This window comes from Kitasatospora sp. NPDC050463 (assembly GCF_040655255.1).
Lineage (GTDB): Bacteria > Actinomycetota > Actinomycetes > Streptomycetales > Streptomycetaceae > Kitasatospora.
In genome coordinates, this window is record NZ_JBFAJO010000020.1 from 59,269 (window position 1) to 81,524 (window position 22,256).

Genomic DNA, 22,256 nt, shown 5'->3' on the forward strand with positions numbered 1-22,256 from the left:
GGTGGATACCAGCCGACCATGCAGTACCGGCAGCTCTACCCGGCCCGGACGCCTTCCCCGTACCCCTCGCCTCGCAGGCTGAAACAGCAGCACCACTAGCTGGAACTGCAGCCGCGTCCACCGAGACGATCGAGGCGGTGTCGGCCCGGCCGGGAGAGCACCCTCACCGACGTCCGGTCGTTCCAGCGCGAGCCCCAGCAAGGCCGAGGACCGACCGCAGGCGTCATTCCACCGGTGTTCCATGCCGTCGCACCACGGCCACCCGCCACCGCGCCGCCGTGCGGCGGTTCCTGCCCAGGGAGCCTGCCATGTCGATGATCAACAGCCTGCGCGCAGCCGTCCGCACCAACCGCCGCCGTTCCGCGGCCGGCCTGTTCGACTCGATCCACCCGGGCCAGTCCGCCTCCGCGGTGGTGGACTGCGCGGTCTACCAGTCCGGCAAGCGGCACGGCGACAGCTGCAGCCCGCGCGAGGCGGCCCGCCGGGTGAAGGCCTCGCAGCAACTGCCGGACGGCACGGGCTCGTTCAGCTGGATCGGGCTGCACGAGCCGACCGAGGCCGAGTTCGAGGGCATCGCGCAGCGCTTCGGCCTGCACCCCCTGGCGGTCGAGGACGCCGTCCACGCGCACCAGCGGCCCAAGGTCGAGCGGTACGACGACGTGCTGTTCGCCGTCTTCAAGACGATCCGCTACGTCGAGCACGACCAGCTCACCCCGACCAGCGAGGTGGTCGAGACCGGCGAGCTGATGGTCTTCGCCGGGCGGGACTTCGTCATCACCGTCCGGCACGGCGGGCACAGTTCGCTGCAGGAGCTGCGGCACCGGCTGGAGGCGGACGCGGACGGCTCCGGGCTGCTGGCCAAGGGCCCCTCCGCGGTGCTGCACGCCATCGCCGACCACGTGGTGGACAACTACCTGCTGGTCGCCGACCGGCTGCAGACGGACGTCGACGAGATCGAGTTCGACGTCTTCTCCAACAAGGGCGGCCGGGGTACCGACGTCGGCCGGGTCTACCAACTCAAGCGCGAGGTACTGGAGTTCAAGCGGGCGGTGACGCCGCTGCTGCGGCCCATGCAGCAGCTCTCCGAGCCGCTCCAGCGGCTGGTCGACCCGGACATCCAGAAGTACTTCCGGGACGTCGCGGACCACCTCGCCCGGGTCACCGAGCAGGTGCACGGCTTCGACGAACTGCTGAACTCGCTGCTCCAGGCCAACCTGGCCCAGGTCTCGGTCGCGCAGAACGAGGACATGCGCAAGATCACCGCCTGGGCGGCGATCTTCGCCGTGCCCACCATGATCACCGGCGTCTACGGCATGAACTTCGACTACATGCCGGAGCTGCACCACAGGTACGGCTACCCGATGGTGCTCGGCAGCGTCGTCCTGATCTGCGTCGGGATGTACCGCGGCTTCCGCCGCAACGGCTGGCTGTAGCCGGCCGCCTAGGCCGGGCCCCGGCGCCGGCCGCCCCGGGCCACCAGCACCAGGCCCAGCAGGATCAGCACCACCGCCGGGTAGGCGGCCACCGGCGGCCACTGGCCGAGCCAGAGCGCCGCGATCAGCGCGGCGCCCGGGGTCTCCAGCAGGATCGCGGTCGAGGTGAGGGACGGGCCGAGGGTCCGCACCACGCGGTTGCTGAGCGAGTGGCCGAGCAACTGGGCGGTGACCATCAGCAGCACGATCTGCCACCAGACGCCGGCCGGCCACCCGGCCATCGACGTCCCGGCGGCCAGGCAGACCACCAGCAGGACCACCGCCGTGGTGGCGTAGCAGACCAGGGTGTAGGCGGTGGTGCTGACGGTCCGGCGGACCTCGGCCCCCAGCAGCATGTAGCCGGCCGCGGCGAGGCCCGCACCGAGCGCCAGCGCATCGCCCAGCAGGGCACGCGGCGAGAGCGTGAGGTCGACCCCGGTGAGCACCAGCACGCCGGCGAAGGCCACCGTCATGCCGATCCAGACCGCGCGGGGCGCCCGCACCCCCCGCAGCCGCATCAGCAGGATGGTCCAGAGCGGGGTGGTGGTCACCAGCGCGGTCGCCGAGGCCACCGAGGTCATCCGCAGGCTCGGCATCCAGAGCGCGAAGTGCACGGCGAGCAGCGCGCCGGCCGCCGCCGCCAGCAGCAGCGCCCGGCGGCCGATCCCGCGCAGTTCGGCCCGGTGCCGCAGCAGCGCGTACGGACCCAGCACGCCGACCGACATGACGTTGCGCCAGAACGCGATCGCCAGGGCGGGTGCGGCGGTGGCGCTGATCAGCGGCGCGGAGAGCGAGATGCCGGAGATCGAGACGGCGAGCAACAGCAGGTCGGCCCTGGGGAGCGGCTGGGACGGCGCCGCCACGGCGGAATCGGACACGACGGAGGGGGCTGCGGTCTCGGGCCGGGCGGGCACGGCACTCCTCGGGCTCGGGGTGGGACTGGGCGGCTCCTAAGGTAAGGCCCGTGCGGCCCCCACGGAACTGTCGCCCGACGGGTGAGACTCCCCGTGGACGCCGCAGGCCGTACGCTGTCCGCCATGGACCGTACGCCCGCCGCCACCGCCGACGACTTCCTCGACCGGGCCCTGCTGGAGGAGGCCGCGAAGAAGTCCGGCCTGCTCTGGGTGCGCGCGGACGGCCAGGAGCACAGCCGCCCGCTCTGGCACGCCTGGCACGACGGCGCGGTGGTCGTGGTCGGCGACGGCGGCGAGCAGCCGCTGCACGGCCTGACCGCCGGATCGGGCGCGGTGGTGACGGTCCGCAGCAAGGACAAGGGCGGCCGGCTGACCGGCTGGGCGGCCCGCGTCGTCGAACCGGCGCCGCGGAGCGAGGCCTGGCTCGGCGCGGTCGAGGAGCTCAAGGGCAAGCGGCTGAACGCGCCCGACACCGACACCATCACCGACCGCTGGGCCCGCGAGTGCCGGGTGCTCCGGCTGGAGCCGACCGGCACGGGTCCGGGCCTGCTCGACGAGCACCCGGGTGCCATGCCCGAGGACTCCCACGCCACCGCCCCGATGCCCACCTCCGCCACCACCCGCAAGCCGATTCCGGCCGGCCTCCCGAAGCTGCTGTTCAAGCGCCGCAAGGGCTGAGCCCGCCCCGCGCCGCCCGGGTGCCCGGCCGGTCCGCGCCCGGCCCGCGCCGGTCCGCGCCAGGGCGCGGAAGCGTCGTCGTGGCTCGTCGGGCCGGGTGCGGGGGGCGCGGGTAGCCTTGGCCGCGGGGCGTGCCCGCGCGCCCCTCCGGGCGTCGAGCGAGGCGAGGGAGTCCATGGCAGGGCCAGGCAGCCGGGTCTTCATCTCGCACCTCTCCGGCGTCGCCGTCTTCGACCCGAACGGCGACCAGACCGGCCGGGTCCGCGACGTGGTGGTCACGCTCCGCCTCGGCGGCCGGCCGCCCCGGGTGCTCGGGCTGGTGGTCGAGGTGATCGGCCGCCGCCGGATCTTCCTGCCGATGACCAGGGTGACCAGCCTGGAGTCCGGCCAGGTGCTCACCACCGGCGTGATCAACATGCGCCGCTTCGAGCAGCGCCCGGCCGAGACCCTCGTCCTCGGCGAACTCCTCGACCGCACCGTCACCTGGACCAAGACCGGTCAGGACGTCACCGTCCTGGACGTCGCGATGGTGCAGACCCGGCTGCGCGAGTGGGAGATCAGCAAGGTCTTCGTCCAAGTCGGCCGGGTCGGCCGGCTGCGCAAGGCCAAGGGCGAGTCGCTCACCCTGAACTGGAAGGACGTCACCGGCTTCACCCTCCCCGAGGAGGGCCAGGGCGCCGCCAACCTGCTCGCCACCTTCGACCAGCTTCGCCCCGCCGACCTCGCCAACGTCATGCACCACCTCTCCGCCAAGCGCCGCGCCGAGGTGGCCGCCGCACTCGACGACGAACGGCTCGCCGACGTCCTGGAGGAGCTGCCCGAGGACGACCAGGTCGAGATCATCGGCAAGCTGAAGGACGAGCGCGCCGCCGACGTCCTGGAGGCGATGGACCCGGACGACGCCGCCGACCTGCTCTCCGAACTGCCCGGCGAGGAGGCCGAGCGGCTGCTCCAGCTGATGGAGCCGGACGAGGCCGAACCGGTCCGCCGCCTGCTGACGTACGAGGAGAACACCGCCGGCGGTCTGATGACCACCGAGCCGATCGTGCTGGAGCCGGACGCCACGGTGGCCGAGGCGCTGGCCCGCGTCCGGGTCTCCGACAACAAGCCGGCCCTGGCCGCCCAGGTCTTCGTCTGCCGCCCGCCGAACGAGACGCCGACCGGCAAGTACCTGGGCACCGTGCACTTCCAGCGGCTGCTGCGCGAACCCCCGTACACCCTGGTCGGCTCGCTGGTCGACGACGACCTCGACCCGCTGCCGCCGGACACCCCGCTGCCCCTGATCACCAGCTACCTGGCGACGTACAACATGGTCGCCGCGCCCGTGGTCGACGAGGCCGACCACCTGGTCGGCGCGGTCACCGTCGACGACGTGCTCGACCACCTGCTGCCGGAGGACTGGCGCGAGGCGGCACTGCACGGACTGGACGACGAGCGAGAGGTGACCGGTGGACGCTGACCGCAAGGGCCGACGGGACGACAGCCCCCGCCAGCGCCTGCAGGGCGAACTGCGCCAACTGCGCCAGCTGCGCGAACTGCGGGCCCGCGAGGGCGCCCGCGACCGGCGCAGCGAGCCCTCGACCGGCGGCCCCGCCCGCTCCCGGCTCGACCAGCCGCGGACCACCCGCCCCGGCCTGATCACCCTGCCGACGTACGACCCGGAGGCCTTCGGCAAGCTCTCCGAGCGGATCGCGCGCTTCCTCGGCACCGGGCGGTTCATCGTCTGGATGACGGTCGTGGTGGTCGTCTGGGTGGGCTGGAACACCCTGCTGCCGGACGACGTCCACTTCGACGACTACCCGTTCATCTTCCTCACCCTGATGCTCTCGCTGCAGGCCTCGTACGCGGCGCCGCTGATCCTGCTGGCCCAGAACCGCCAGGACGACCGGGACCGCGTCAACATGGAGCAGGACCGCGCCCGCAGCGACCGGAACATCGCCGACACCGAGTACCTGACCCGGGAGGTCGCGGCGCTGCGCCAGGGCCTCGGGGAGGTCGCCACCAGGGCCTTCATCGCCTCGGAGCTGGGCACCGTCCGCTCCGACCTGCAGTCCCTGCTCAAGGAGATCGACGAGCGCCGGCAGGGCTCCGAGATGCTGTGACCGGCAGCACGCTACCGACGGGTTAAGCGGTACGCGCGGCGCCGTACCATCAAGGCATGGCCAACGAGACAGAGGTCGCGGCCGGCGTCACGGAGGAGTCCGTACGCCAGGCGCTGTCGACCGTGAACGACCCGGAGATCAACCGCCCGATCACCGAGATCGGCATGGTGAAATCGGTCGAGATCGCCGAGGGCGGCGAGGTCCGCGTCGCGGTCTACCTCACCGTCTCCGGCTGCCCGATGCGCGACACCATCGTCACCCGGGTCCGCGACGCCGTCGGCAAGGTCCTCGGCGTGACCGGTGTCGAGGTCGAGCTCGACGTGATGAGCGACGAGCAGCGCAAGGAGCTCTCCCAGCTGCTGCGCGGCGGCGCCCCGGAGCGGGAGATCCCGTTCGCCAAGCCCGGCACGCTGACCCGCGTCTACGCGGTCGCCTCCGGCAAGGGCGGCGTCGGCAAGTCCTCCGTGACGGTGAACCTGGCGGCCGCGATGGCCGCGGACGGCCTGAAGGTCGCCGTGGTGGACGCCGACATCTACGGCCACAGCGTGCCGCGCATGCTGGGCGTCGAGGGCCGGCCCACCCAGGTCCAGGACATGATCATGCCGCCGCAGGCGAACGGCGTGAAGGTCATCTCGATCGGCATGTTCACCCCCGGCAACGCCCCGGTGGTCTGGCGCGGCCCGATGCTGCACCGCGCCCTCCAGCAGTTCCTGGCCGACGTGTACTGGGGCGACCTCGACGTCCTGCTGCTGGACCTGCCGCCCGGCACCGGCGACATCGCGATCTCGGTCGCGCAGCTGGTCCCGAACGCGGAGATCCTGATCGTCACCACCCCGCAGATGGCCGCCGCCGAGGTGGCCGAGCGGGCCGGCACCATCGCGGTGCAGACGCACCAGAAGATCGTCGGCGTGATCGAGAACATGTCCGGCATGCCCTGCCCGCACTGCGACGAGATGATCGACGTGTTCGGCACCGGCGGCGGCCAGATCGTCGCGGACGCGCTCACCCGGACCGTCGGCGCCAACGTGCCGGTGCTCGGCTCGATCCCGATCGACGTCCGGCTGCGCGAGGGCGGCGACGACGGCCGCCCGGTCGTGCTCGCCGCCCCCGACTCCCCCGCCGGCGCCGCCCTGCGCGCCGTCGCGGGCAAGCTCGGCGGCCGCCAGCGTGGCCTCTCCGGCCTCTCTCTCGGACTCACCCCGAAGAACAAGTTCTGATCGCCGCGAAGGGCCGGGCGGCTGCCCGGCCCTTCGTGCTGCCCCGGTCGGGCCGGGCCTACGGGCGGGTGTAGGCCGTCAGGTCGGGGACGGTGGAGAAGCCGGTGCCGTAGGCGCTGACGCCGCGGCCGTAGGCGCCGAGGAGGACGCCGGGGGCCTCGCCCGCGAGCACCCAGCCGTACTCGGACTCGCGGTAGCGGAAGGGCTGCGGAAGCCCGTTCACCGGGAGGCTGAGGGTGGACCAGCCGGGGCCGGCCAGGTCGTCGGCGAGGTCCCAGGCGAGGGTGCTCTGCTGGTCCAGCCAGTCCTGGCGCAGCGCACGGTCCAACTGGCCCGGCCAGGTGGACGCGAGCAGGCCGGAGCCGGCCAGCCAGGCGGCGGAGGAGGCCGAGGTCGCCTCCAGCGTGCCGGTGTTGTCGGCGCTGCGGCGGCTGGCCCGGCGGGCCACCGTGACGACGACCGCGAACTTGCGCATGTCGCGGGGCTCGTACTGCCGGGCCGGCTCCTCACCGTGGCCGAGGGTGCCGTAGTCGACGCTGCCGACCGCCCCGCCGCGCGGGCCGCCGGCGCCGGCCTGCATCAGGTAGCGGCGGCCGCTCCAGCCGTCGTCCAGCCCGTACCAGGGGAAGTCCGCCGACAGGTAGGGAACCAGTGGGTCCGCCGGGCCGGCCTGTCCGCCGACCATCGGGCCGTCAGCCGTCGCCGTCCCCACCGCATGACTCGTCGCGTCCATCCCCGGACCTCCTCAACGCAGATTGCCTGCCGTGGCGCGCTCCCATCGTGGCGTACCGCGGCGTCTCCGCCGGGTGCCTTCGATCCGGAAGCGACCGGAAGTGACCGACGGCACAGCGGGAACAATCAGCACAATAGCGGCGCACACGCCACCGCCCCGCTCAGCCGTGCGGCCTGGCGGCGCGGTGGCGTCGTCGTGCGGGGCGCGCCGGGGTCGAGAGGGAGAGGCGAGGAGCCCGTGAGGAACGGACGGGTTACGTCGCGTCAGGGTCGAACGGCGGGCGCTCGCCGGGCTGGAGCGCGGGGCCGGCGGAGGCCGCGCCCGCGGCGCCGGCCTTGTCCATGCTGACCGTGCCCGCGCGGCCGTGGCCGTTCACCGCGACGGCGGGCTTGTCGTCCAGCACCGAGCGGATGTCCAGGCTCTCCCGGATCTCCTTGAGGCCCAGCGGGTCCTCCTGGCCGCCCATGAGCTGCTTGCGGACGAAGGTCTTGGGGTGGAGGTCCTCGAACTCGAAGTCCTTGAACTCCGGTCCCAGCTCGCTGCGGATGTCCTCCTTCGCGCTGTCGGCGAAGGAACGGATCTTCTTGATGAAGCCCATGGTGTCCTGGATCAGCTTCGGCAGCTTGTCCGGCCCGAAGATCACGATGGCCATGATGACCAGAGTCACGATCTCCAGCCCGCCTACGTCGCTGAACACCTAAGCTCCCTCAGCTCGTCGGACAACGGTTCCTACAGCGTAATGGCCACCGTCGGGTCCGGACCCCACACTGTGATGAAGCCGTGGTGAAGACCCGCCGATGGCCATCGCCGTGGTGAGCGGCGTGCGCTACCGGTTCTCCCGGTGCAGACCGGCGAGACCCGAGCTGGGAATGCGGTCCGGCACGACGTGCGGCGCGGTCGCGCTGCGGGTGGCCGCCACCGGGCGGACCGGGAAGTCCACCGGGACCTGTGCCTTCATGGGGGCGTACCCGCCGCTGCGGTCGGTGTTGCCGGCCGGGCTCACCGAGGTGCCGTGCTGGTCCTCGCTCTGGGCGGCGAAGCCGCCGACCCCGCCGAGCGTCACCGCGGCGACCGAGAAGGCCCCGGCGGCCGCGAAGACGAACCGGCGACCGCGCGGCGGCGCCTGCCGGGCCACCGCCGGCCCGGTGGCGGCCGCGGCCGGCTGCGGTGCGGCGGCCTCGGGCCGGCCGGAACGCCGGCCCATCAGGGGGCGCAGCACCGAGCCGCCGCGCGCGAACGCCCTGGGGTCGATGCCCGGCACCGGTGCGTCGGCGCCGAGCGCGCCCGCGCCGAAGGCACCCGCGCCACGGCCGAAGGAGCCGCCGTTCAGCCGGCTGCCGCCGAGGGTGCCTCCCCGGGCGTCCGGCCGAGGGGTCCCCCAGGCCGCGGGCAGTCCGCCACCGGGCAGGTCGTCGTCGTCCCGGCGCGGCCGGTCGGTGGCGGGAGGTTCCTCGTCCTGGAGGGCCCCGACGGCGAGCAGCCGGGACATCAGCGCCGAGGACGGGCCGGGGGTGCCGGTACGGGTCAGCAGGTGCTTCACGGCGCGGCCCTCGTCGGCCTCGGCGAGGCACTGCGGACAGGTCGCCAGATGGGCCTGGACGCGGTCGCGGGAGTCGTGGCCGAGTTCGCCGTCCACGAAGGCGGAGAGCCGCTCCCCGAGGTGGTGCTCCTCCGCGGCGGGCTCGGTGGGCTTGACGGCCACCGAGCGCAGCGAAGCCTCGCCCGGCAGGGCCGTGGTGGGCGGCAGCGGCTCGTCGGCTCCGTCCTCGTGGCCGCGGCGGCCCAGCTGGGGCCAGCCGCCGCGCCAGGCGGCGCCCTTGCCGGGAGCGTCCGGTCGGCCCGGCCCCGACCGGCCGGTTCCGCTCACGATCGCCTCCGTCCGCGCCCGCCCGGCGCGCCCGGGGCCTCCCCCACGACGGCGCCGACCGGCACCGGCACCGGCTCCTCGGAGCCGCCCCGGCGCTCGCGGCCCGGGGCCGCGCCGGGGGCGCGGTGCTTCAGGGCGGCGCGCAGGTGCGAACGGCCGCGGTGGATGCGGCTGCGGACGGTGCCGAGCTTGACGCCGAGCGTCGCCGCGATCTCCTCGTAGGAGAGGCCCTCGATGTCGCAGAGCACCACGGCGGCGCGGAACTCCGGGGCGAGGGTGTCCAGCGCCTGCTGGACGTCGGCGTCGAAGTGGGTGTCGCTGAAGTGCTGGGCCGGGCTGGGCTCGCGGCTGGCCAGACGCTCGGCCGCGTCGTCGCCGAGCGCGTCGAAGCGGATCCGCTGGCGTCGGCGGACCATGTCCAGGAACAGGTTGGTGGTGATCCGGTGCAGCCAGCCCTCGAACGTGCCGGGGGTGTAGGTCGACAACGAACGGAACACCCGGACGAAGACCTCCTGGGTGAGGTCCTCGGCGTCGTGCTGATTGCCCGTCAGGCGGTAGGCGAGGCGGTAGACGCGGGCGCTGTGCGCCTCGACGATCTCCTCCCAGGAGGGCGGAGTCCAGGTCTGCGCGTCGGGCCCCTCGGCGAAGCTCGCGAGGGCGGCGGGTGCCTCGGTGGTACCGGCGGCCGGCGTCGCGGCGGCCGGCTGGTCCAGGGTGGAGTGCGCAGGCTGGTTCATCACGGGCTTCGGCGTACGGGCTGACGCGGTGCCGCGGGAGTGCCGCCGCACAGGGACGTCGCCCTCGGCCACACCTCCTCGGTTGGCTCTTCTGCCCAGCAGGGCCACCACCATATCCACCTCACCCGTCAAGCCCGGATAAAAGTGCCCGGGGGGTATCCCGGGGGTATCCGTTACCCGGTCCCTTCCTCTGCAACGGCCCGCCGCCGTACGCGGTTCCCGGGCGGCCAGTAATCTGTGCCAGGAAATATCGACTTCCGCTCGGCACCGGGCCACTGCCCGGGGCTCCGAAAGAGGCAGCCATCAGCGAGTTCGGGCCCGCGCGCGTGGCCCTCTCCGACACCTTCGTCGGCGAGGACGCGGTGCTGACCTACGCCCGGGCACAGTCCGCGCGCACCGGTATCAGGGCGATCGGGCCGGGCGGTGGGGCCTGTCTGCGGCTGCTGGCGGCCGCACTGGACGCCAAGGCCGTGGCCGAGATCGGTACCGGGACGGGCGTCTCCGGGGTCTATCTGCTGCGCGGAATGCGACCGGACGGGGTGCTCACCACCGTGGACACCGAGCCGGTGCGCCAGCAGCTGGCCCGGGAGGCGTACCACGCGGCCGGATTCGCGGCGAACCGGTCCCGCTTCATACCGGGCCGGGCGCTGGACGTGCTGCCGCGGCTCGCGGACGGCCAGTACGACCTGGTGTTCTGCGACGGGGACCCGGCGGAGTCGCGGGAGTACCTGGCGGAATCGCTGCGGCTGCTGCGCCCGGGCGGGATGGTCTGCTTCGAGGGCGTCTTCCAGGAGGGCCGGCTCGCCGAGCCCGACCAGCAGGACCCGCAGACGCACGCGGTGCGCGACCTGGTCCGGGACGTCCGGGAGAGCGAGTCCCTGCTGCCGGCTCTGCTGCCGGTGTCGGACGGGCTGCTCTGCGCCGTGAAGCGCTGACCCGGCCGGTGGCGGCGTCCGGAGGCCGCGGGCCCCGGAGCCACCGGCCCCGGAAACCGCAGAGCCCCCGGAAACCACAGAGCCCGGGCCGACGTGATGTCGTACCCGGGCCCGGCGGCACATCTCCAGGAGATGGGGAGCGCCCGCTGCGGTCAGCCGCAGGCCTTCTTCAGGGCCTCGCCCAGGGCGTCGGCCTCGTCAGGCGTGAGCTCCACCACAAGGCGTCCGCCGCCTTCGAGCGGAACGCGCATGATGATGCCCCGCCCCTCTTTGGTGACTTCGAGCGGGCCGTCACCCGTCCGCGGCTTCATGGCCGCCATGCTCGTTCCCCTTCCTGCAACCGCTCAGCTACGCACCGGCAGTCCGTCCACCGCCGGTATCGAACGCATTGATCGGAAGCCATTATCCCGCATGCCACGCCCTGATGACCAACATCACTCTCGGTGCAACCATGGCCGGACCGGCTCCAAGCGCCACATTTCCCGCCATAAGCCCCGGCGCGGCGGCGGTCGGCGCGCCGCCGAAAGGTGCGATACCTCACACTCCCCACCCGGCCGCGTGCTCCGGCATCCTGACACACGACCGACCTGTGACGACCTCAAGGGAGCCCTCGCCCATGTCCGATTCCGTGCTGTACGAGCTGGACGGCGGCCTGGCCGTCATCACCATCAACCGCCCCGAGGCGATGAACGCGCTGGACACCCCCACCAAGGTGGCGCTGCGCGACACCGTGACCGCGGCGGCCGAGGACCGGGCGGTGCGGGCGGTGCTGCTCACCGGCGCCGGCGAGCGGGCGTTCTGCGTCGGGCAGGACCTCAAGGAGCACCTGGGCCTGCTCAAGCGGGCCGAGGAGACCGGCGAGGGCGCGCTCAGGACCGTCGCCGAGCACTACAACCCGCTGGTGCGGGCGCTGGCCGGGATGCGCAAGCCGACGGTCGCGGCGGTCGGCGGTGTCGCGGCGGGCGCGGGCGCCTCCCTGGCCTTCGCCTGCGACTTCCGGATCGTCGCGGACACGGCCGGGTTCAACACGGCCTTCGCCGGGATCGCGCTGACCGCCGACTCGGGCGCTTCCTGGACGCTGCCCCGGCTGGTCGGGCACGCCAAGGCCACCGAGCTGCTGATGCTGCCGCGCACGGTGAAGGCCACCGAGGCGATGGAGCTGGGCCTGGCCACGAAGGTCGTTCCGGCCGCCGAGCTGGCCGCCACCGCACGGGTCTTCGCCAAGGAGCTGGCCGAGGGTCCGACGGTGGCGTACGGCGCCGTCAAGGAGTCGCTGGCGTACGGCGCCTCGCACTCGCTGGACGAACTGCTCGACAAGGAGGACGAGCTGCAGACCCTGGCCGGCGACAGCGAGGATCACCGGATCGCGGTCCGCGCGTTCATCGCCAAGGAGAAGCCGACGTACCTGGGCCGCTGACGCCCCGCCGCGGGTACCGCCCGGGCCCCGGACGGCCCGGGTGGCACCCGCACAGGGCCCCGACGGGACCTAGACGGCCCGCGGGGCGCTCCGGACGTGGCAGTCCGCCAGGTGGTCGTCCACCAGGCCGCAGGCCTGCATCAGCGCGTAGGCGGTGGTCGGGCCGACGAAACGGAATCCCGCCTTCTTGAGCGCCTTCGCCAGCGCCGTCGACTCGGGCGTGACGGCCGGTACCTCCGCCAGGGTGCGGGGGGCCGGCCGGTCCGGATCCCCGGCGTACTGCCAGATCAGCGCGTCCAGGCCGCCGTCGAGGTCGCGGGCGACCCTCGCGTTGGCGATGGACGCCTCGATCTTGGCCCGGTTGCGGATGATGCCCGCGTCGCCGAGCAGCCGCTCGACGTCGGCCGGGCCGAACACGGCGACCTCGTCGATCGCGAAGCCCGCGAACGCGGCCCGGAAGCCCTCACGGCGGCGCAGGATGGTGATCCAGGAGAGGCCGGACTGGAAGGCCTCCAGACAGACCCGCTCGAACAGCGCGTCGTCGCCGTGGACCGGGCGGCCCCACTCGGTGTCGTGGTAGAGCCGGTAGTCCTCCGTCGAGTCGCCCCAGCCGCAGCGGCGCAGGCCGTCCGTGCCGAGCACCGCGCCGGCGTCGGTCACTGCTCCGCCGCCGGCCGCGCGCCCTCGGGGTCCTTGGTCAGCGTGGCGGCGGGCTCGACGACCTGGGCGAACTCCTCCAGCCCGGGCAGCGGTTCGGCACCGGCGTCCGGGCCGGTGGTGGCCTCGACGGCGCCGCGCAGCGCACCGGCGGCCTCCAGCTCGGCGATCCGCGAGTCCCGGTAGGCGAGTTCGGCGCCGAGGCGGTCCAGCACGTCGTCCACCTCGTCCATCCGGTAGCCGCGCACGGCCATCGGCAGGCGTATGCCGTCCACGTCGTCCCGGCTCAGCGGACGGTCCTGCGGCAGCCGTGCGGCGATGCGGTCCTGCACTGCCTCCGGCAGTGAGCCGCCCCCGCCGAGCGCCACCAGCGCGGCGCCTCCGACCACGACGGCCATCGCCACCACGATCACCCAGAACACGAGCGGTCCTCCCGACTTCCCTGCCGGCGCTGACAACAGTGCCCGGCTCACGATCATGACAGCATGGTTCCCGATAGGCCGGGGGCCATCATCGCACCCGCAGCAACTGTGGAGGAGACATCGGTGGCACTGCGCCTGGGACCACGGGAATTCGGTGACGACGAGCTGGTGATCATGGCGATCGTCAACCGCACCCCGGACTCGTTCTTCGACAAGGGCGCCACCTTCGCGGACGAGGCCGCGTTCGCCGCCGCCGACCGCGCGATGGCCGAGGGCGCCGCGATCCTGGACATCGGCGGGGTGAAGGCCGGACCGGGCGACGAGGTCACCGTCGAGGAGGAACTGCGGCGCACCGTGCCCTTCGTGGCGGAGCTGCGCAAGCGCCACCCGGAGGCCGTGATCAGCGTGGACACCTGGCGGCACGAGGTCGGCGAGGCGGTCTGCGAGGTCGGCGCGGACCTGCTGAACGACGCCTGGGGCGGGGTCGACCCGAAGCTCGCCGAGGTGGCCGCCCGCCGCGACGTCGGCCTGGTCTGCACCCACGCGGGCGGCGCCGAGCCGCGGACCCGGCCGCACCGGGTCGGCTACGCGGACGTGATGGCGGACATCCTGCGGGTGACCGTCGGGCTCGCCGAACGGGCGGTGGAGCTGGGCGTGCGGCGCGACGCGGTGATCATCGACCCGGGGCACGACTTCGGCAAGAACACCCGGCACTCGCTGGAGGCGACCCGCCGGCTGCCCGAGATGACCGCGACCGGCTTCCCCGTACTGGTCTCGCTCTCCAACAAGGACTTCGTCGGCGAGACGCTGGACAGGCCGGTGGACGAACGGCTGCTCGGCACACTGGCGACCACGGCCGTCTCGGCCTGGCTGGGCGCCCGGATCTACCGGGCGCACCAGGTCGCCGAGACCCGGCAGGTGCTGGACATGGTCGCCTCGATCCGGGGCACCCGACCCCCGGCGGTCGCCCGCCGGGGGCTGGCCTGACAGGCCCCCGTTCTCAGGCTCGGCTCGCCCCCCGCCCGCTCGCGTGGCCTCGCCGGCCCCGTGTCCCGCCCTCGCTAGATCTCGTGGGCCGGGCGGCGGGCGTCGGCGAGGATCTTCATGACCTCGTCGATGTCGTCGGTGATGTGGAACAGCTCCAGGTCGTGCGGGGCCGCCTTGCCCTGCGCGACGAGGGTGTTCTTCAGCCACTCGTAGAGGCCGCCCCAGTACTCGCTGCCGAACAGGATCACCGGGAACCGGGTGACCTTCTTCGTCTGCACCAGGGTCAGCGCCTCGAACAGCTCGTCCAGCGTGCCGAGGCCGCCGGGCAGCACCACGAAGCCCTGCGCGTACTTCACGAACATCGTCTTGCGGACGAAGAAGTAACGGAAGTTCAGCCCGAGGTCGACGAACTCGTTGAGCCCCTGCTCGAAGGGCAGCTCGATACCGAGGCCGACGCTCAGGCCGCCGGCCTCCGAGGCCCCGCGGTTGGCCGCCTCCATCGCGCCCGGGCCGCCGCCGGTGATCACCGCGTAGCCGGCCTCCGCCAGCGCCCGGCCGATCGCCACGCCGGCCGCGTACTCGGGGGAGTCGACCGAAGTCCGGGCGGAACCGAAGACGCTGATCGCGGCCGGGAGTTCGGCCAGCGCGCCGAAGCCCTCGACGAACTCCGAGGTGATCCGCAGCACCCGCCACGGGTCGGTGTGCAGCCAGTCCGTCGGGCCGGTGGTGTCCAGCAGGCGCTGGTCCGTCGTGCTGGTGCCGACCTGGTCCCGGCGCACCAGCACCGGGCCCTTCTGCTTCTCGGGCCACGCCTTCTTCGGGCGCGGCTCGCCCACCTGCTCGGGTCCGTGTCCGTAGTGCTTTTCGTCTCCAGTGCCTGTCATGACGAAACCCTACGCCCGCCGATCCCCGTTTTCAGGCAACGGTGAAAGGTCGGTTGGGCAACCGGAAGATGGCGTTCGACCACGGGCCGACCAGTCCGGGCGACCGCGGGCCGGCCGGACCGCCCGGGGCGGCTCAGGCGGTCAGCCAGGCGCGCAGCCGCTCCTCGGTCTCGGCGATGGCGCTGAGCGAACAGTGCTCGTCCCGCTTGTGCGCCATGTTCGGGTCGCCGGGGCCGTAGTTGACCGCGGGAATGCCGAACGCGCTGAACCGGGCGACGTCGGTCCAGCCGAACTTGGCCCGGGCGACGCCGCCGGTGGCGGCCAGGAAGGCCCGGGCGGCGGGCTGGTCGAGGCCGGGGAGGGCGCCGGGGGCGGAGTCGGTGACGGTCACCTCGAAGCCGTCGAAGACCTCGCGCAGGTGCTTCTCGGCGTCCGCCTCGCTGCGGTCCGGCGCGAAGCGGAAGTTGACCGTCACCACGCACTCGTCGGGGATGACGTTGCCGGCCACCCCGCCGTCGATCCGGACGGCGTTGAGGCCCTCGCGGTACTCCAGGCCGTCGATCTCGACCCGGCGCGGCCGGTACGCGGCGAGCCGGCCGAGCACCTCGGCGGCGTGGTGGATGGCGTTGTCGCCGAGCCAGCCGCGGGCCGCGTGGGCGCGCACACCGGTCAGCCGGATCTGGACCCGCATGGTGCCCTGGCAGCCGCCCTCCACGGCGGCGCCGCTGGGCTCCATCAGCACGGCGAAGTCGGCGGCCAGCCAGTCCGGGTGCTCGGCGGCGAGGTGGCCGAGGCCGTTGCGGTGGGCCTCCACCTCCTCGCAGTCGTAGAAGACGTAGGTGAGGTCGCGGTTGGGCTCGGCCAGGGTGGCGGCCAGCCGGAGCTGGACGGCCACGCCGGACTTCATGTCGGAGGTGCCGCACCCGTAGAGCAGGTCGCCCTCGACGTAGGAGGGCACGTTGTCGGCGATCGGCACGGTGTCCAGGTGGCCGGCGAGCAGCACGCGCTCGGCGCGGCCCAGGCCGGTGCGGGCGACCACGTTGTTGCCGTGCCGGTCCACGGTCAGGTGCGGGTAGGCCCGCAGCGCCGCCTCCACGGCGTCGGCGAGCGCCTGCTCGTCGCCGCTGACCGACGGGAAGTCGACGAGCCGGGCGGTCAGCGCACCGCCGTCGAGGGTGAGGTCCAGGGGCGTCTCAGAGCTGCTCATGGTCCTTCAGCCTAGTCCCGGGCGGCCGGCCGTCCCGTGCCGCGGATCGCAACCGGTGGCGCCGCACATCCGTCCGAGTGGGTACGGTGTCCGATCAGGAGCAGGCGGAAAGGGGCGGCGGTGGCCAGGAAGAGGCGCGGCGAGCAGGGCGGCGACACGGCGCCCGGGCGGCGACGGCGCAGGCCGTTGCGTGCGGTGCTGATCGTCCTGCTGGCGCTCGTGGTGGTCGCGGTGGGCCTGTACTGGCTGCGCGACCAGAAGCTGACCCCCGAGGGCTGCTCCGTGAAGACCCCGTCGGGCGAGGGCACGCTGGAGATCCCGCAGGCGGCCAACGCCGCGACGATCGCCGCCGTGGCGCACTCGCGCGGCCTGCCGGACCGGGCGGTGACCATCTCGTTGGCGACGGCGATGCAGGAGTCCAAGATCCGCAACCTGGCGGGCGGCGACCGGGACTCGGTCGGCCTGTTCCAGCAGCGTCCCTCGCAGGGCTGGGGCACCGTCGAGCAGATCATGGACCCGGTCTACGCGACCAACAAGTTCCTCGACGGCCTGGTCAAGGTCCCCGGCTACACCCGGCTGCCGCTGACCGACGCGGCCCAGCAGGTGCAGAAGAGCGGCTACCCGCAGGCGTACGCCAAGCACGAGACCAAGGCGACGCTGCTCGCCTCGGCGCTGACCGGCCGCGAGGCGGGCGCGCTGAACTGCGTGGTGCACGACTTCGCCGCGCCCGAGGAGGAGGTCGACGTCGCCGGGGCGGCCGCCACCGGCTCCGCCGCGCCCTCGGCCGCCCCGGCCCCCCGGCCGGACCGGACGCAGGTGCTGAGCGACCGGGTGCGCCGCGAGTTCGGCCGGACGGTGACGCCGGCGGCCGGCTACACCTCGACGGTCAAGGGCGCCGAGAACGCCGTCTCGCTGACCCCGGACCCGGCGGCCAGCACCGATGCCGGTCCGGACGCCGAGCGGCAGAGCGGCTGGGCGGTGGCGCACTGGGCGGTGACGCAGGCCCAGCAGCTGGGCATCGAGACGATCGCCTACGACGGGAAGATCTGGCGCAGGTCCAAGTCCGAGGGCGGCTGGAAGCCGCAGCCGACCGGCACCTCGACCAAGCTGGTGCTGGTCGCGCTCGCGGCGCCCGGAAAGGCCTGAGGAACGCTCCTTAAGGCCTCCCGGTGGCCTGCGGGGCCGCCGCTCGGTGGCCGTGCACGAGGACGGCCGCCCGGCCGTCCAGCGGGCTGGCGCACTGGTGTCCGGGTTGCCGCCGAAGGAGTGATTCCGGTCAACCCCGGTGGACGGCGCGGGGGGCGCCGAGAGCCGGCCGCAGAACCGTCACTCCCCTTGGCCCGCCCCGCCTTCGCGGCTCCGGCCGGACCGGCCACCCCTTCCGGCACCGGGTCGATGATCCGATCATCGGTAAGACCGTTTCCTTGCACCGGCCGAAACCTTCTGGCTTCTCAAGCGGTAACAAGGTCGTCCGCCCGGCGGACAGGACGGACCCAAGACCCCTTCGAGGAGCCCCATGTCTCACTCCCTCACGCGCCGGATCGCTCAGGCCGCGCTGCTCGTGGCGGCCGGCGCGACCCCGCTTGTCGCGGCCGGCTCCGCGTCCGCCGCCGACGCGCTGCTGCCCAAGTCCGACCTGGCCGCGCCGCTGGGCCAGCTCACCAACACCGACGCGGGGTCCACCCTGCAGCACACCACCCACGAGCTGGGCCAGGCCGCCGGGGACACCGGCGCCGCCACCGTCACCGCGGGCGTACCGGCCACCGCCGACGCCACCGGCAACATCGTCGCCCACCAGCTGCCCGAGGCGAACGAGAAGGCCGGCTCGCTGACCGCCCCGGTCGACAAGACCGCCGCCACCACCGGCCAGCTCTCCGCCGTCACCCCGAAGGTCGCCGCCGCCCTGGCCGGCAAGCTCGGCGAGGCCGTCACCGGCGGCAGCGGCGCGACCGGCCGCAGCGCGGGCGCCGGCGCCAACCCGGTCGGCGGGCTCTCGCAGACCGCCGACCTGACCCAGGGCCTGCCGGGCGCCGGCGCGCTCACCGGCGCCGTCCCCGGTGCCGACGCCGTGACCTCCGCGCTCCCGCTGGGCGCCCTGGGCCGCGCGCTGCCGGCCGAGGTCCCCGGCGCGGACGTGCTCGGCCTGGCCGAGCACGGCTCGGCCAACCGCCTCGGCGGCGCCGACCTCGGCCCGAACTCCCCGCTGGCCGGCCTCGGCCCGATCACCGGCCTGCTCGGCGGCGGCGGCCTCGGCGGCCTGCCGATCGGCTGACCGACTGACCGGCTCCGCCCGGCGCGCCCCGCACAGCACTGAAGGGGGCCGGTGTCCCGTCCTGGACACCGGCCCCCTTCGCCGTGCGCGGGCTGCGCCGGTCAGCCGCGCAGCCGCTCCACGGCCGCCGCGACCCGCTCGTCGGTCGCGGTGAACGCGACCCGGACGAACCGCTCGCCGGCCGGCCCGTAGAAGTCGCCGGGCGCCACCAGGATGCCCAGCCCGGCCAGTTCGGCCACCGTCTCCCAGCACGGCCGGTCCTGGGTCGCCCACAGGTACAGGCTCGCCTCCGAGTGCTCCACCCGGAAGCCGTACGCCTCCAGTGCCGCCCGCAGCGCCGAACGCCGGGCCGCGTAGCGCCCGCGCTGCTCGGCCACGTGCGCGTCGTCCGCGAGCGCGGCGACGAGCGCCGCCTGGACGGGGGCCGGGACGATCATCCCGCCGTGCTTGCGCACCCCGAGCAGTTCCTTGACCACCACCGGGTCGCCCGCCACGAAGGAGGCGCGGTAGCCGGCCAGGTTGGAGCGCTTGGAGAGCGAGTGGACGGCCAGCAGGCCCTCGTGGTCGTCTCCGCAGACGTCCGGGTGCAGGACGGAGACCGGGTCGGCCTCCCAGCCCAGCTCCAGGTAGCACTCGTCGCTGACCAGCAGCACCCGGTGCTCCCGGGCCCACCTGACCGTGCGGCGCAGCTCGTCCGTGCCGAGCACCCGCCCGGTCGGGTTGGACGGCGAGTTGACCCAGAGCAGGCGGACCCTCGACCCGTCCAGCTCGTCCACCGAGTCGTACTCGACCGGTTCCGCGCCGCAGAGCCGCGCGCCCACCTCGTAGGTCGGGTAGGCCAGCCGCGGGTAGGCCACCTGGTCACCGGGGCCGAGACCGAGCTGGGTCGGCAGCGAGGCCACCAGCTCCTTGGAACCGACCGTGGGCAGGACGGCCTGCGGGCCGATCTCCGCGCCGACCCGGCGGCGCAGCCACCCGGCGATCGCCTCGCGCAGCTCCAGCGGGCCCCAGACGGTCGGGTAGCCGGGGGTGTCGGTGGCCGCCGCCAGCGCCTTCTGGATCACCTCGGGAACCGGGTCGACCGGGGTGCCCACCGAGAAGTCGCAGAGCCCGCCGGGGTGGGCCAGCGCGGTCTTCTTGTAGGGCTCCAGTTTGTCCCAGGGGAAGACCGGCAGGAGATCGGAAACGCGGCGCGCCGCCCCCGGGTGACCCGGGAACGGCGCGAGCGTGCTGTTCTTGGTACTCACAGCTCTGTTGCCACCGATCGTTCAGTGCTCGTCGGTGTTCTGCGGCGGCAGAGCGGCGATGAACGGGTGGTCCCGCTCGATCAGGCCGAGCTTCGAGGCACCACCGGGCGAACCGAGGTCGTCGAAGAACTCGACGTTCGCCTTGTAGTAGTCCTTCCACTCCTCCGGAGTGTCGTCCTCGTAGAAGATCGCCTCGACCGGGCAGACCGGCTCGCAAGCACCGCAGTCGACACACTCATCCGGGTGGATGTAGAGCGATCGCTCGCCCTCGTAGATGCAGTCAACCGGGCACTCTTCGATGCAGGCCTTGTCCTTGACGTCGACACAAGGCTGCGCGATGACGTAGGTCACGCTGTCGTTCCTCCTCGGAAGGGCTCGGCGGCCCATTCTGTTTGCTCGCGTGCGCGGGTGAGCGCGGCGTCGTCGATGCCCGCCCCTAGTATCGCGGGTCGGAGACCGCAAATGCACAGGAGGTGCCCAGATGGCGGCTGACGGGCCGGTCCAGAACCGTCCGGAGGTCCGGATAGATCGCTCTGACGTGGGACTACGAGTGTCAGTTCGGCGTGTCGCCGAGTTCGTGAACGACAGGCCGGTGTTCCGCGATGTGATCGGCGTGCTCACATCCTGGGACGATCTTGAGCTTACCGTCGTCCCCCGGAGCGGCGATCCGGTCACCTTCGCGGAGAAGCTGCTGGTCGCGGGCAAGGTGGTGCCGCTCTTCCCGGCCCGCCGCGCGACGCCGCCCGTCGCCTCGCCGGCGGAACTCCAGCGGATCGCGGCGCTCGGCTGGCCCGCCGTCGAACAGGAGCCGCTCGGCGAGTGGACGCTGCGGGCCTCCGCCGGCTTCACCCGGCGGGCCAACTCCGTCCAGGCGCTCGGCGACCCCGGCCTGCCGCCGGCCGAGGCGCTCGCGGCGGTCCGGCGGTGGTACGCGGCGCGCGGGCTGCCGGCCTGGGTGGAGATCAGCACACCCGGCTCGCCGGAGGACCTGCGCGGCGAGCTGGACCGGCTGGGGGCTGCGTACTCGCCCACGCTGGTGCTGGTCGCGGCACTCGCGCCGCTCACCCGGCTCGGCTCCGGCCACCACCGCGTGCGGCTCGCCCGGACGGCCGGTGCCGAGTGGATGTCGCTGTACCGGCGGGTCACCGACGACCCGGCGGTGGAGGAGGCCGCACGGCAGGTGATCCACGGCGGCCCGTCGGTCTGGTTCGCCACCGTGCCGGGCGCGCCCGGGCAGCCGCCGCTGGCCATCGGACGCTGCGTCATCGACGGGCCGTGGGCCTGTTTCGGCGCGATCGAGGTCGCCCCGTACGCCCGCCGCACCGGGCTGGCCACCACACTGATGGCGGTGCTCGCCGCCCGGGCCGCCGAGGAGAGCGCGACCGGCGCCTACCTCCAGGTCGAGGCGGAGAACGATGGTGCGATCGCGCTCTATGACGGACTTGGCTTCACGACCAGTCACACTTACCACTACGCGCGCCTGCCCCAGGGATAGCGCGCACGCACCGCCACGCCCGTCCGTCCGATCCACCGGCCCCGGCCGTCGGTTCCACCCCGGTTCCGCCCGCCGGTGCCACCCGTCAGTCCCGCCTGTCTGTCCGCCCGCATGAAAGCCGTCGCAGCCACCGTGACCGAGCAGAGCAGAGCACGCTTCCGGACCGAGGCCCGGGCCGAGCACCCCGATCCGGTGCTGCTCTGCCTGCTCGCGGCCGCCGAGCACAGCCCCGTCCTGGACCCGGACGACCCCCGGGACCCGCCGACCCTGGAGGCCCTGCTGGCCGCCTGCGAGGCGGCGCTGGAGCGGCATGCCGCCGCCGTCCGGCTCGCCGTCGCCGAACGGGAACCGGCCGGACCGGAGGAGACGGCCGCGCTGCTGGCCGCGGTGCTCGGCGGGCGGGAGCGGTTCCACGGGCGGCAGTCCGACTACCGGCGACTGGAGTCCTCGCTGCTGCCGGACGTCCTGCGGCGCCGACGGGGGCTGCCGATCATGCTCGCGCTGGTCTGGACGGCGGTCGGCCGACGGGCCGGGGTGCCGGTGCACGGGATCGCGCTGCCGGGCCACTTCATCGTCGCGGTCGGCGACCCGGGCGGCGGCGACGACTACGTCCTGGCCGACCCCTTCCACGGCGGGCGGCTGCTCGACCTGGAGGACGCGGCCGGTCTGGTCCGGGCCGCCGGCCACCCGTTCTCGCCCGAACTGCTCACCCCGGCCCAGCCGCTGGACACCGTGCACCGGGTCCTCGGCAACATCCGCGCCTGGGCCGCCGAGCGCCCCGAACACGCCCGGACCCAGCTCTGGGCCACCGAACTCGCCCTGCTGCTGCCCCGCCACCCGGCCCAGCTCCGGCTGGAGCGCGCGGAGCTGCTGGTGCGGACCGGCGACTTCCTCGGCGGGTCGGCCGAGATGGACGCCTACGCGGAGATCCTCGACACCTTCGACCCGGACACCGCGGCGAAGGTCCGCCAGGAGGCGCGGTCGGCCCGGCACCGGCTCAACTGAGCGCCGCC

24 protein-coding genes are annotated in these 22,256 nt (G+C 73.6%); 12 read left to right on the plus strand and 12 right to left on the minus strand.

Annotation, left to right across the window (positions count from 1 at the left end):
- The first annotated feature begins 308 nt into the window (after positions 1-308).
- A complete protein-coding gene (gene corA, locus AB0J08_RS15375; RefSeq protein ID WP_360632897.1) occupies positions 309-1,433 on the plus strand; it encodes a magnesium/cobalt transporter CorA in 1,125 nt (374 codons plus the stop codon).
- A gap of 8 nt (positions 1,434-1,441) precedes the next feature.
- Here corA and AB0J08_RS15380 read toward each other — a convergent pair whose 3' ends face one another.
- Positions 1,442-2,350 (minus strand): DMT family transporter, encoded by a 909-nt coding sequence (locus AB0J08_RS15380; protein WP_360632900.1) that lies wholly within the window; start codon positions 2,348-2,350, stop codon positions 1,442-1,444.
- Between the two features lie 159 nt (positions 2,351-2,509).
- Here AB0J08_RS15380 and AB0J08_RS15385 point away from each other — a divergent pair, with 159 nt between their 5' ends.
- The 4 genes from AB0J08_RS15385 to AB0J08_RS15400 all read left to right on the plus strand — a co-directional run bounded on the left by AB0J08_RS15385 (position 2,510) and on the right by AB0J08_RS15400 (position 6,383).
- Positions 2,510-3,064 (plus strand): hypothetical protein, encoded by a 555-nt coding sequence (locus AB0J08_RS15385; RefSeq protein ID WP_360632903.1) that lies wholly within the window; start codon positions 2,510-2,512, stop codon positions 3,062-3,064.
- A gap of 175 nt (positions 3,065-3,239) precedes the next feature.
- Entirely contained in the window at positions 3,240-4,523 is a 1,284-nt protein-coding gene (locus AB0J08_RS15390; protein WP_360632906.1) for a CBS domain-containing protein, read from the plus strand.
- Positions 4,524-4,599: 76 nt separating this feature from the next.
- Positions 4,600-5,166, plus strand: a complete 567-nt coding sequence (locus AB0J08_RS15395) for a DUF1003 domain-containing protein (protein ID WP_360633047.1) — start codon at positions 4,600-4,602, stop codon at positions 5,164-5,166.
- Positions 5,167-5,222: 56 nt separating this feature from the next.
- Positions 5,223-6,383 carry an Mrp/NBP35 family ATP-binding protein gene (locus tag AB0J08_RS15400; RefSeq protein WP_360632909.1) on the plus strand — a complete coding sequence of 387 codons (1,161 nt, stop codon included), beginning with the start codon at positions 5,223-5,225 and terminating at the stop codon, positions 6,381-6,383.
- Positions 6,384-6,441: 58 nt separating this feature from the next.
- On the opposite strand, the gene AB0J08_RS15405 is transcribed toward AB0J08_RS15400, so the two are convergent.
- From AB0J08_RS15405 to sigE, 4 genes are all read right to left on the minus strand, one after another.
- Positions 6,442-7,068, minus strand: coding sequence for a hypothetical protein (locus tag AB0J08_RS15405; RefSeq protein WP_360633050.1), 627 nt, complete (start codon positions 7,066-7,068; stop codon positions 6,442-6,444).
- A 301-nt stretch (positions 7,069-7,369) separates the two neighbouring features.
- Complete coding sequence (locus AB0J08_RS15410) at positions 7,370-7,813, minus strand: sec-independent translocase (RefSeq protein ID WP_360632912.1); 444 nt, start codon at positions 7,811-7,813, stop codon at positions 7,370-7,372.
- Positions 7,814-7,942: 129 nt separating this feature from the next.
- The gene (locus tag AB0J08_RS15415; RefSeq protein ID WP_360632915.1) at positions 7,943-8,983 is read right to left on the minus strand and encodes a zf-HC2 domain-containing protein; all 1,041 of its coding nucleotides are present in this window, start codon (positions 8,981-8,983) and stop codon (positions 7,943-7,945) included.
- Positions 8,980-9,834, minus strand: coding sequence for an RNA polymerase sigma factor SigE (gene sigE, locus AB0J08_RS15420; RefSeq protein ID WP_360633053.1), 855 nt, complete (start codon positions 9,832-9,834; stop codon positions 8,980-8,982). Before sigE ends, AB0J08_RS15415 begins: the two co-directional genes overlap by 4 nt.
- A 212-nt stretch (positions 9,835-10,046) precedes the next feature.
- Here sigE and AB0J08_RS15425 point away from each other — a divergent pair, with 212 nt between their 5' ends.
- Positions 10,047-10,655, plus strand: a complete 609-nt coding sequence (locus tag AB0J08_RS15425; RefSeq protein ID WP_360632918.1) for an O-methyltransferase — start codon at positions 10,047-10,049, stop codon at positions 10,653-10,655.
- A gap of 152 nt (positions 10,656-10,807) precedes the next feature.
- Here the strand turns inward: AB0J08_RS15425 and AB0J08_RS15430 are convergent, their stop codons facing one another.
- Positions 10,808-10,975 (minus strand): DUF3117 domain-containing protein, encoded by a 168-nt coding sequence (locus AB0J08_RS15430; RefSeq protein ID WP_014137929.1) that lies wholly within the window; start codon positions 10,973-10,975, stop codon positions 10,808-10,810.
- A gap of 296 nt (positions 10,976-11,271) precedes the next feature.
- Between AB0J08_RS15430 and AB0J08_RS15435 the strand changes: the two genes are divergently transcribed.
- The gene (locus AB0J08_RS15435; RefSeq protein WP_360632921.1) at positions 11,272-12,072 is read left to right on the plus strand and encodes an enoyl-CoA hydratase-related protein; all 801 of its coding nucleotides are present in this window, start codon (positions 11,272-11,274) and stop codon (positions 12,070-12,072) included.
- A 69-nt stretch (positions 12,073-12,141) separates the two neighbouring features.
- Here the strand turns inward: AB0J08_RS15435 and AB0J08_RS15440 are convergent, their stop codons facing one another.
- Together AB0J08_RS15440 and AB0J08_RS15445 are read right to left on the minus strand one after the other, a co-directional pair.
- Positions 12,142-12,732 carry a DNA-3-methyladenine glycosylase I gene (locus AB0J08_RS15440; protein ID WP_360632924.1) on the minus strand — a complete coding sequence of 197 codons (591 nt, stop codon included), beginning with the start codon at positions 12,730-12,732 and terminating at the stop codon, positions 12,142-12,144.
- Entirely contained in the window at positions 12,729-13,151 is a 423-nt protein-coding gene (locus AB0J08_RS15445) for a DivIVA domain-containing protein (protein ID WP_360632928.1), read from the minus strand. Before AB0J08_RS15445 ends, AB0J08_RS15440 begins: the two co-directional genes overlap by 4 nt.
- Before the next feature lie 174 nt (positions 13,152-13,325).
- Here AB0J08_RS15445 and folP point away from each other — a divergent pair, with 174 nt between their 5' ends.
- On the plus strand, positions 13,326-14,138 hold the full coding sequence (gene folP / locus AB0J08_RS15450; protein WP_360633056.1) for a dihydropteroate synthase: 813 nt from the start codon (positions 13,326-13,328) through the stop codon (positions 14,136-14,138).
- A gap of 74 nt (positions 14,139-14,212) precedes the next feature.
- Here the strand turns inward: folP and AB0J08_RS15455 are convergent, their stop codons facing one another.
- Positions 14,213-15,022, minus strand: coding sequence for a TIGR00730 family Rossman fold protein (locus AB0J08_RS15455; protein WP_360632931.1), 810 nt, complete (start codon positions 15,020-15,022; stop codon positions 14,213-14,215).
- 133 nt (positions 15,023-15,155) lie between these two features.
- Positions 15,156-16,229, minus strand: a complete 1,074-nt coding sequence (gene dapE / locus AB0J08_RS15460) for a succinyl-diaminopimelate desuccinylase (protein WP_360632934.1) — start codon at positions 16,227-16,229, stop codon at positions 15,156-15,158.
- Positions 16,230-16,349: 120 nt separating this feature from the next.
- On the opposite strand from dapE, the gene AB0J08_RS15465 reads away from it, so the two are divergent.
- Together AB0J08_RS15465 and AB0J08_RS15470 are read left to right on the plus strand one after the other, a co-directional pair.
- A complete protein-coding gene (locus AB0J08_RS15465) occupies positions 16,350-17,375 on the plus strand; it encodes a hypothetical protein (protein ID WP_360632937.1) in 1,026 nt (341 codons plus the stop codon).
- A gap of 370 nt (positions 17,376-17,745) precedes the next feature.
- On the plus strand, positions 17,746-18,501 hold the full coding sequence (locus tag AB0J08_RS15470) for a hypothetical protein (protein ID WP_360632940.1): 756 nt from the start codon (positions 17,746-17,748) through the stop codon (positions 18,499-18,501).
- 101 nt (positions 18,502-18,602) lie between these two features.
- On the opposite strand, the gene dapC is transcribed toward AB0J08_RS15470, so the two are convergent.
- Together dapC and fdxA are read right to left on the minus strand one after the other, a co-directional pair.
- Entirely contained in the window at positions 18,603-19,748 is a 1,146-nt protein-coding gene (gene dapC / locus AB0J08_RS15475) for a succinyldiaminopimelate transaminase (RefSeq protein WP_360632943.1), read from the minus strand.
- Positions 19,749-19,769: 21 nt separating this feature from the next.
- Positions 19,770-20,099, minus strand: a complete 330-nt coding sequence (fdxA, locus tag AB0J08_RS15480) for a ferredoxin (RefSeq protein WP_329489462.1) — start codon at positions 20,097-20,099, stop codon at positions 19,770-19,772.
- 226 nt (positions 20,100-20,325) lie between these two features.
- On the opposite strand from fdxA, the gene AB0J08_RS15485 reads away from it, so the two are divergent.
- The gene (locus AB0J08_RS15485) at positions 20,326-21,243 is read left to right on the plus strand and encodes a GNAT family N-acetyltransferase (protein ID WP_360632946.1); all 918 of its coding nucleotides are present in this window, start codon (positions 20,326-20,328) and stop codon (positions 21,241-21,243) included.
- Positions 21,244-21,354: 111 nt separating this feature from the next.
- Complete coding sequence (locus AB0J08_RS15490) at positions 21,355-22,248, plus strand: transglutaminase-like domain-containing protein (protein WP_360632949.1); 894 nt, start codon at positions 21,355-21,357, stop codon at positions 22,246-22,248.
- The last annotated feature ends 8 nt before the right edge of the window (positions 22,249-22,256 follow it).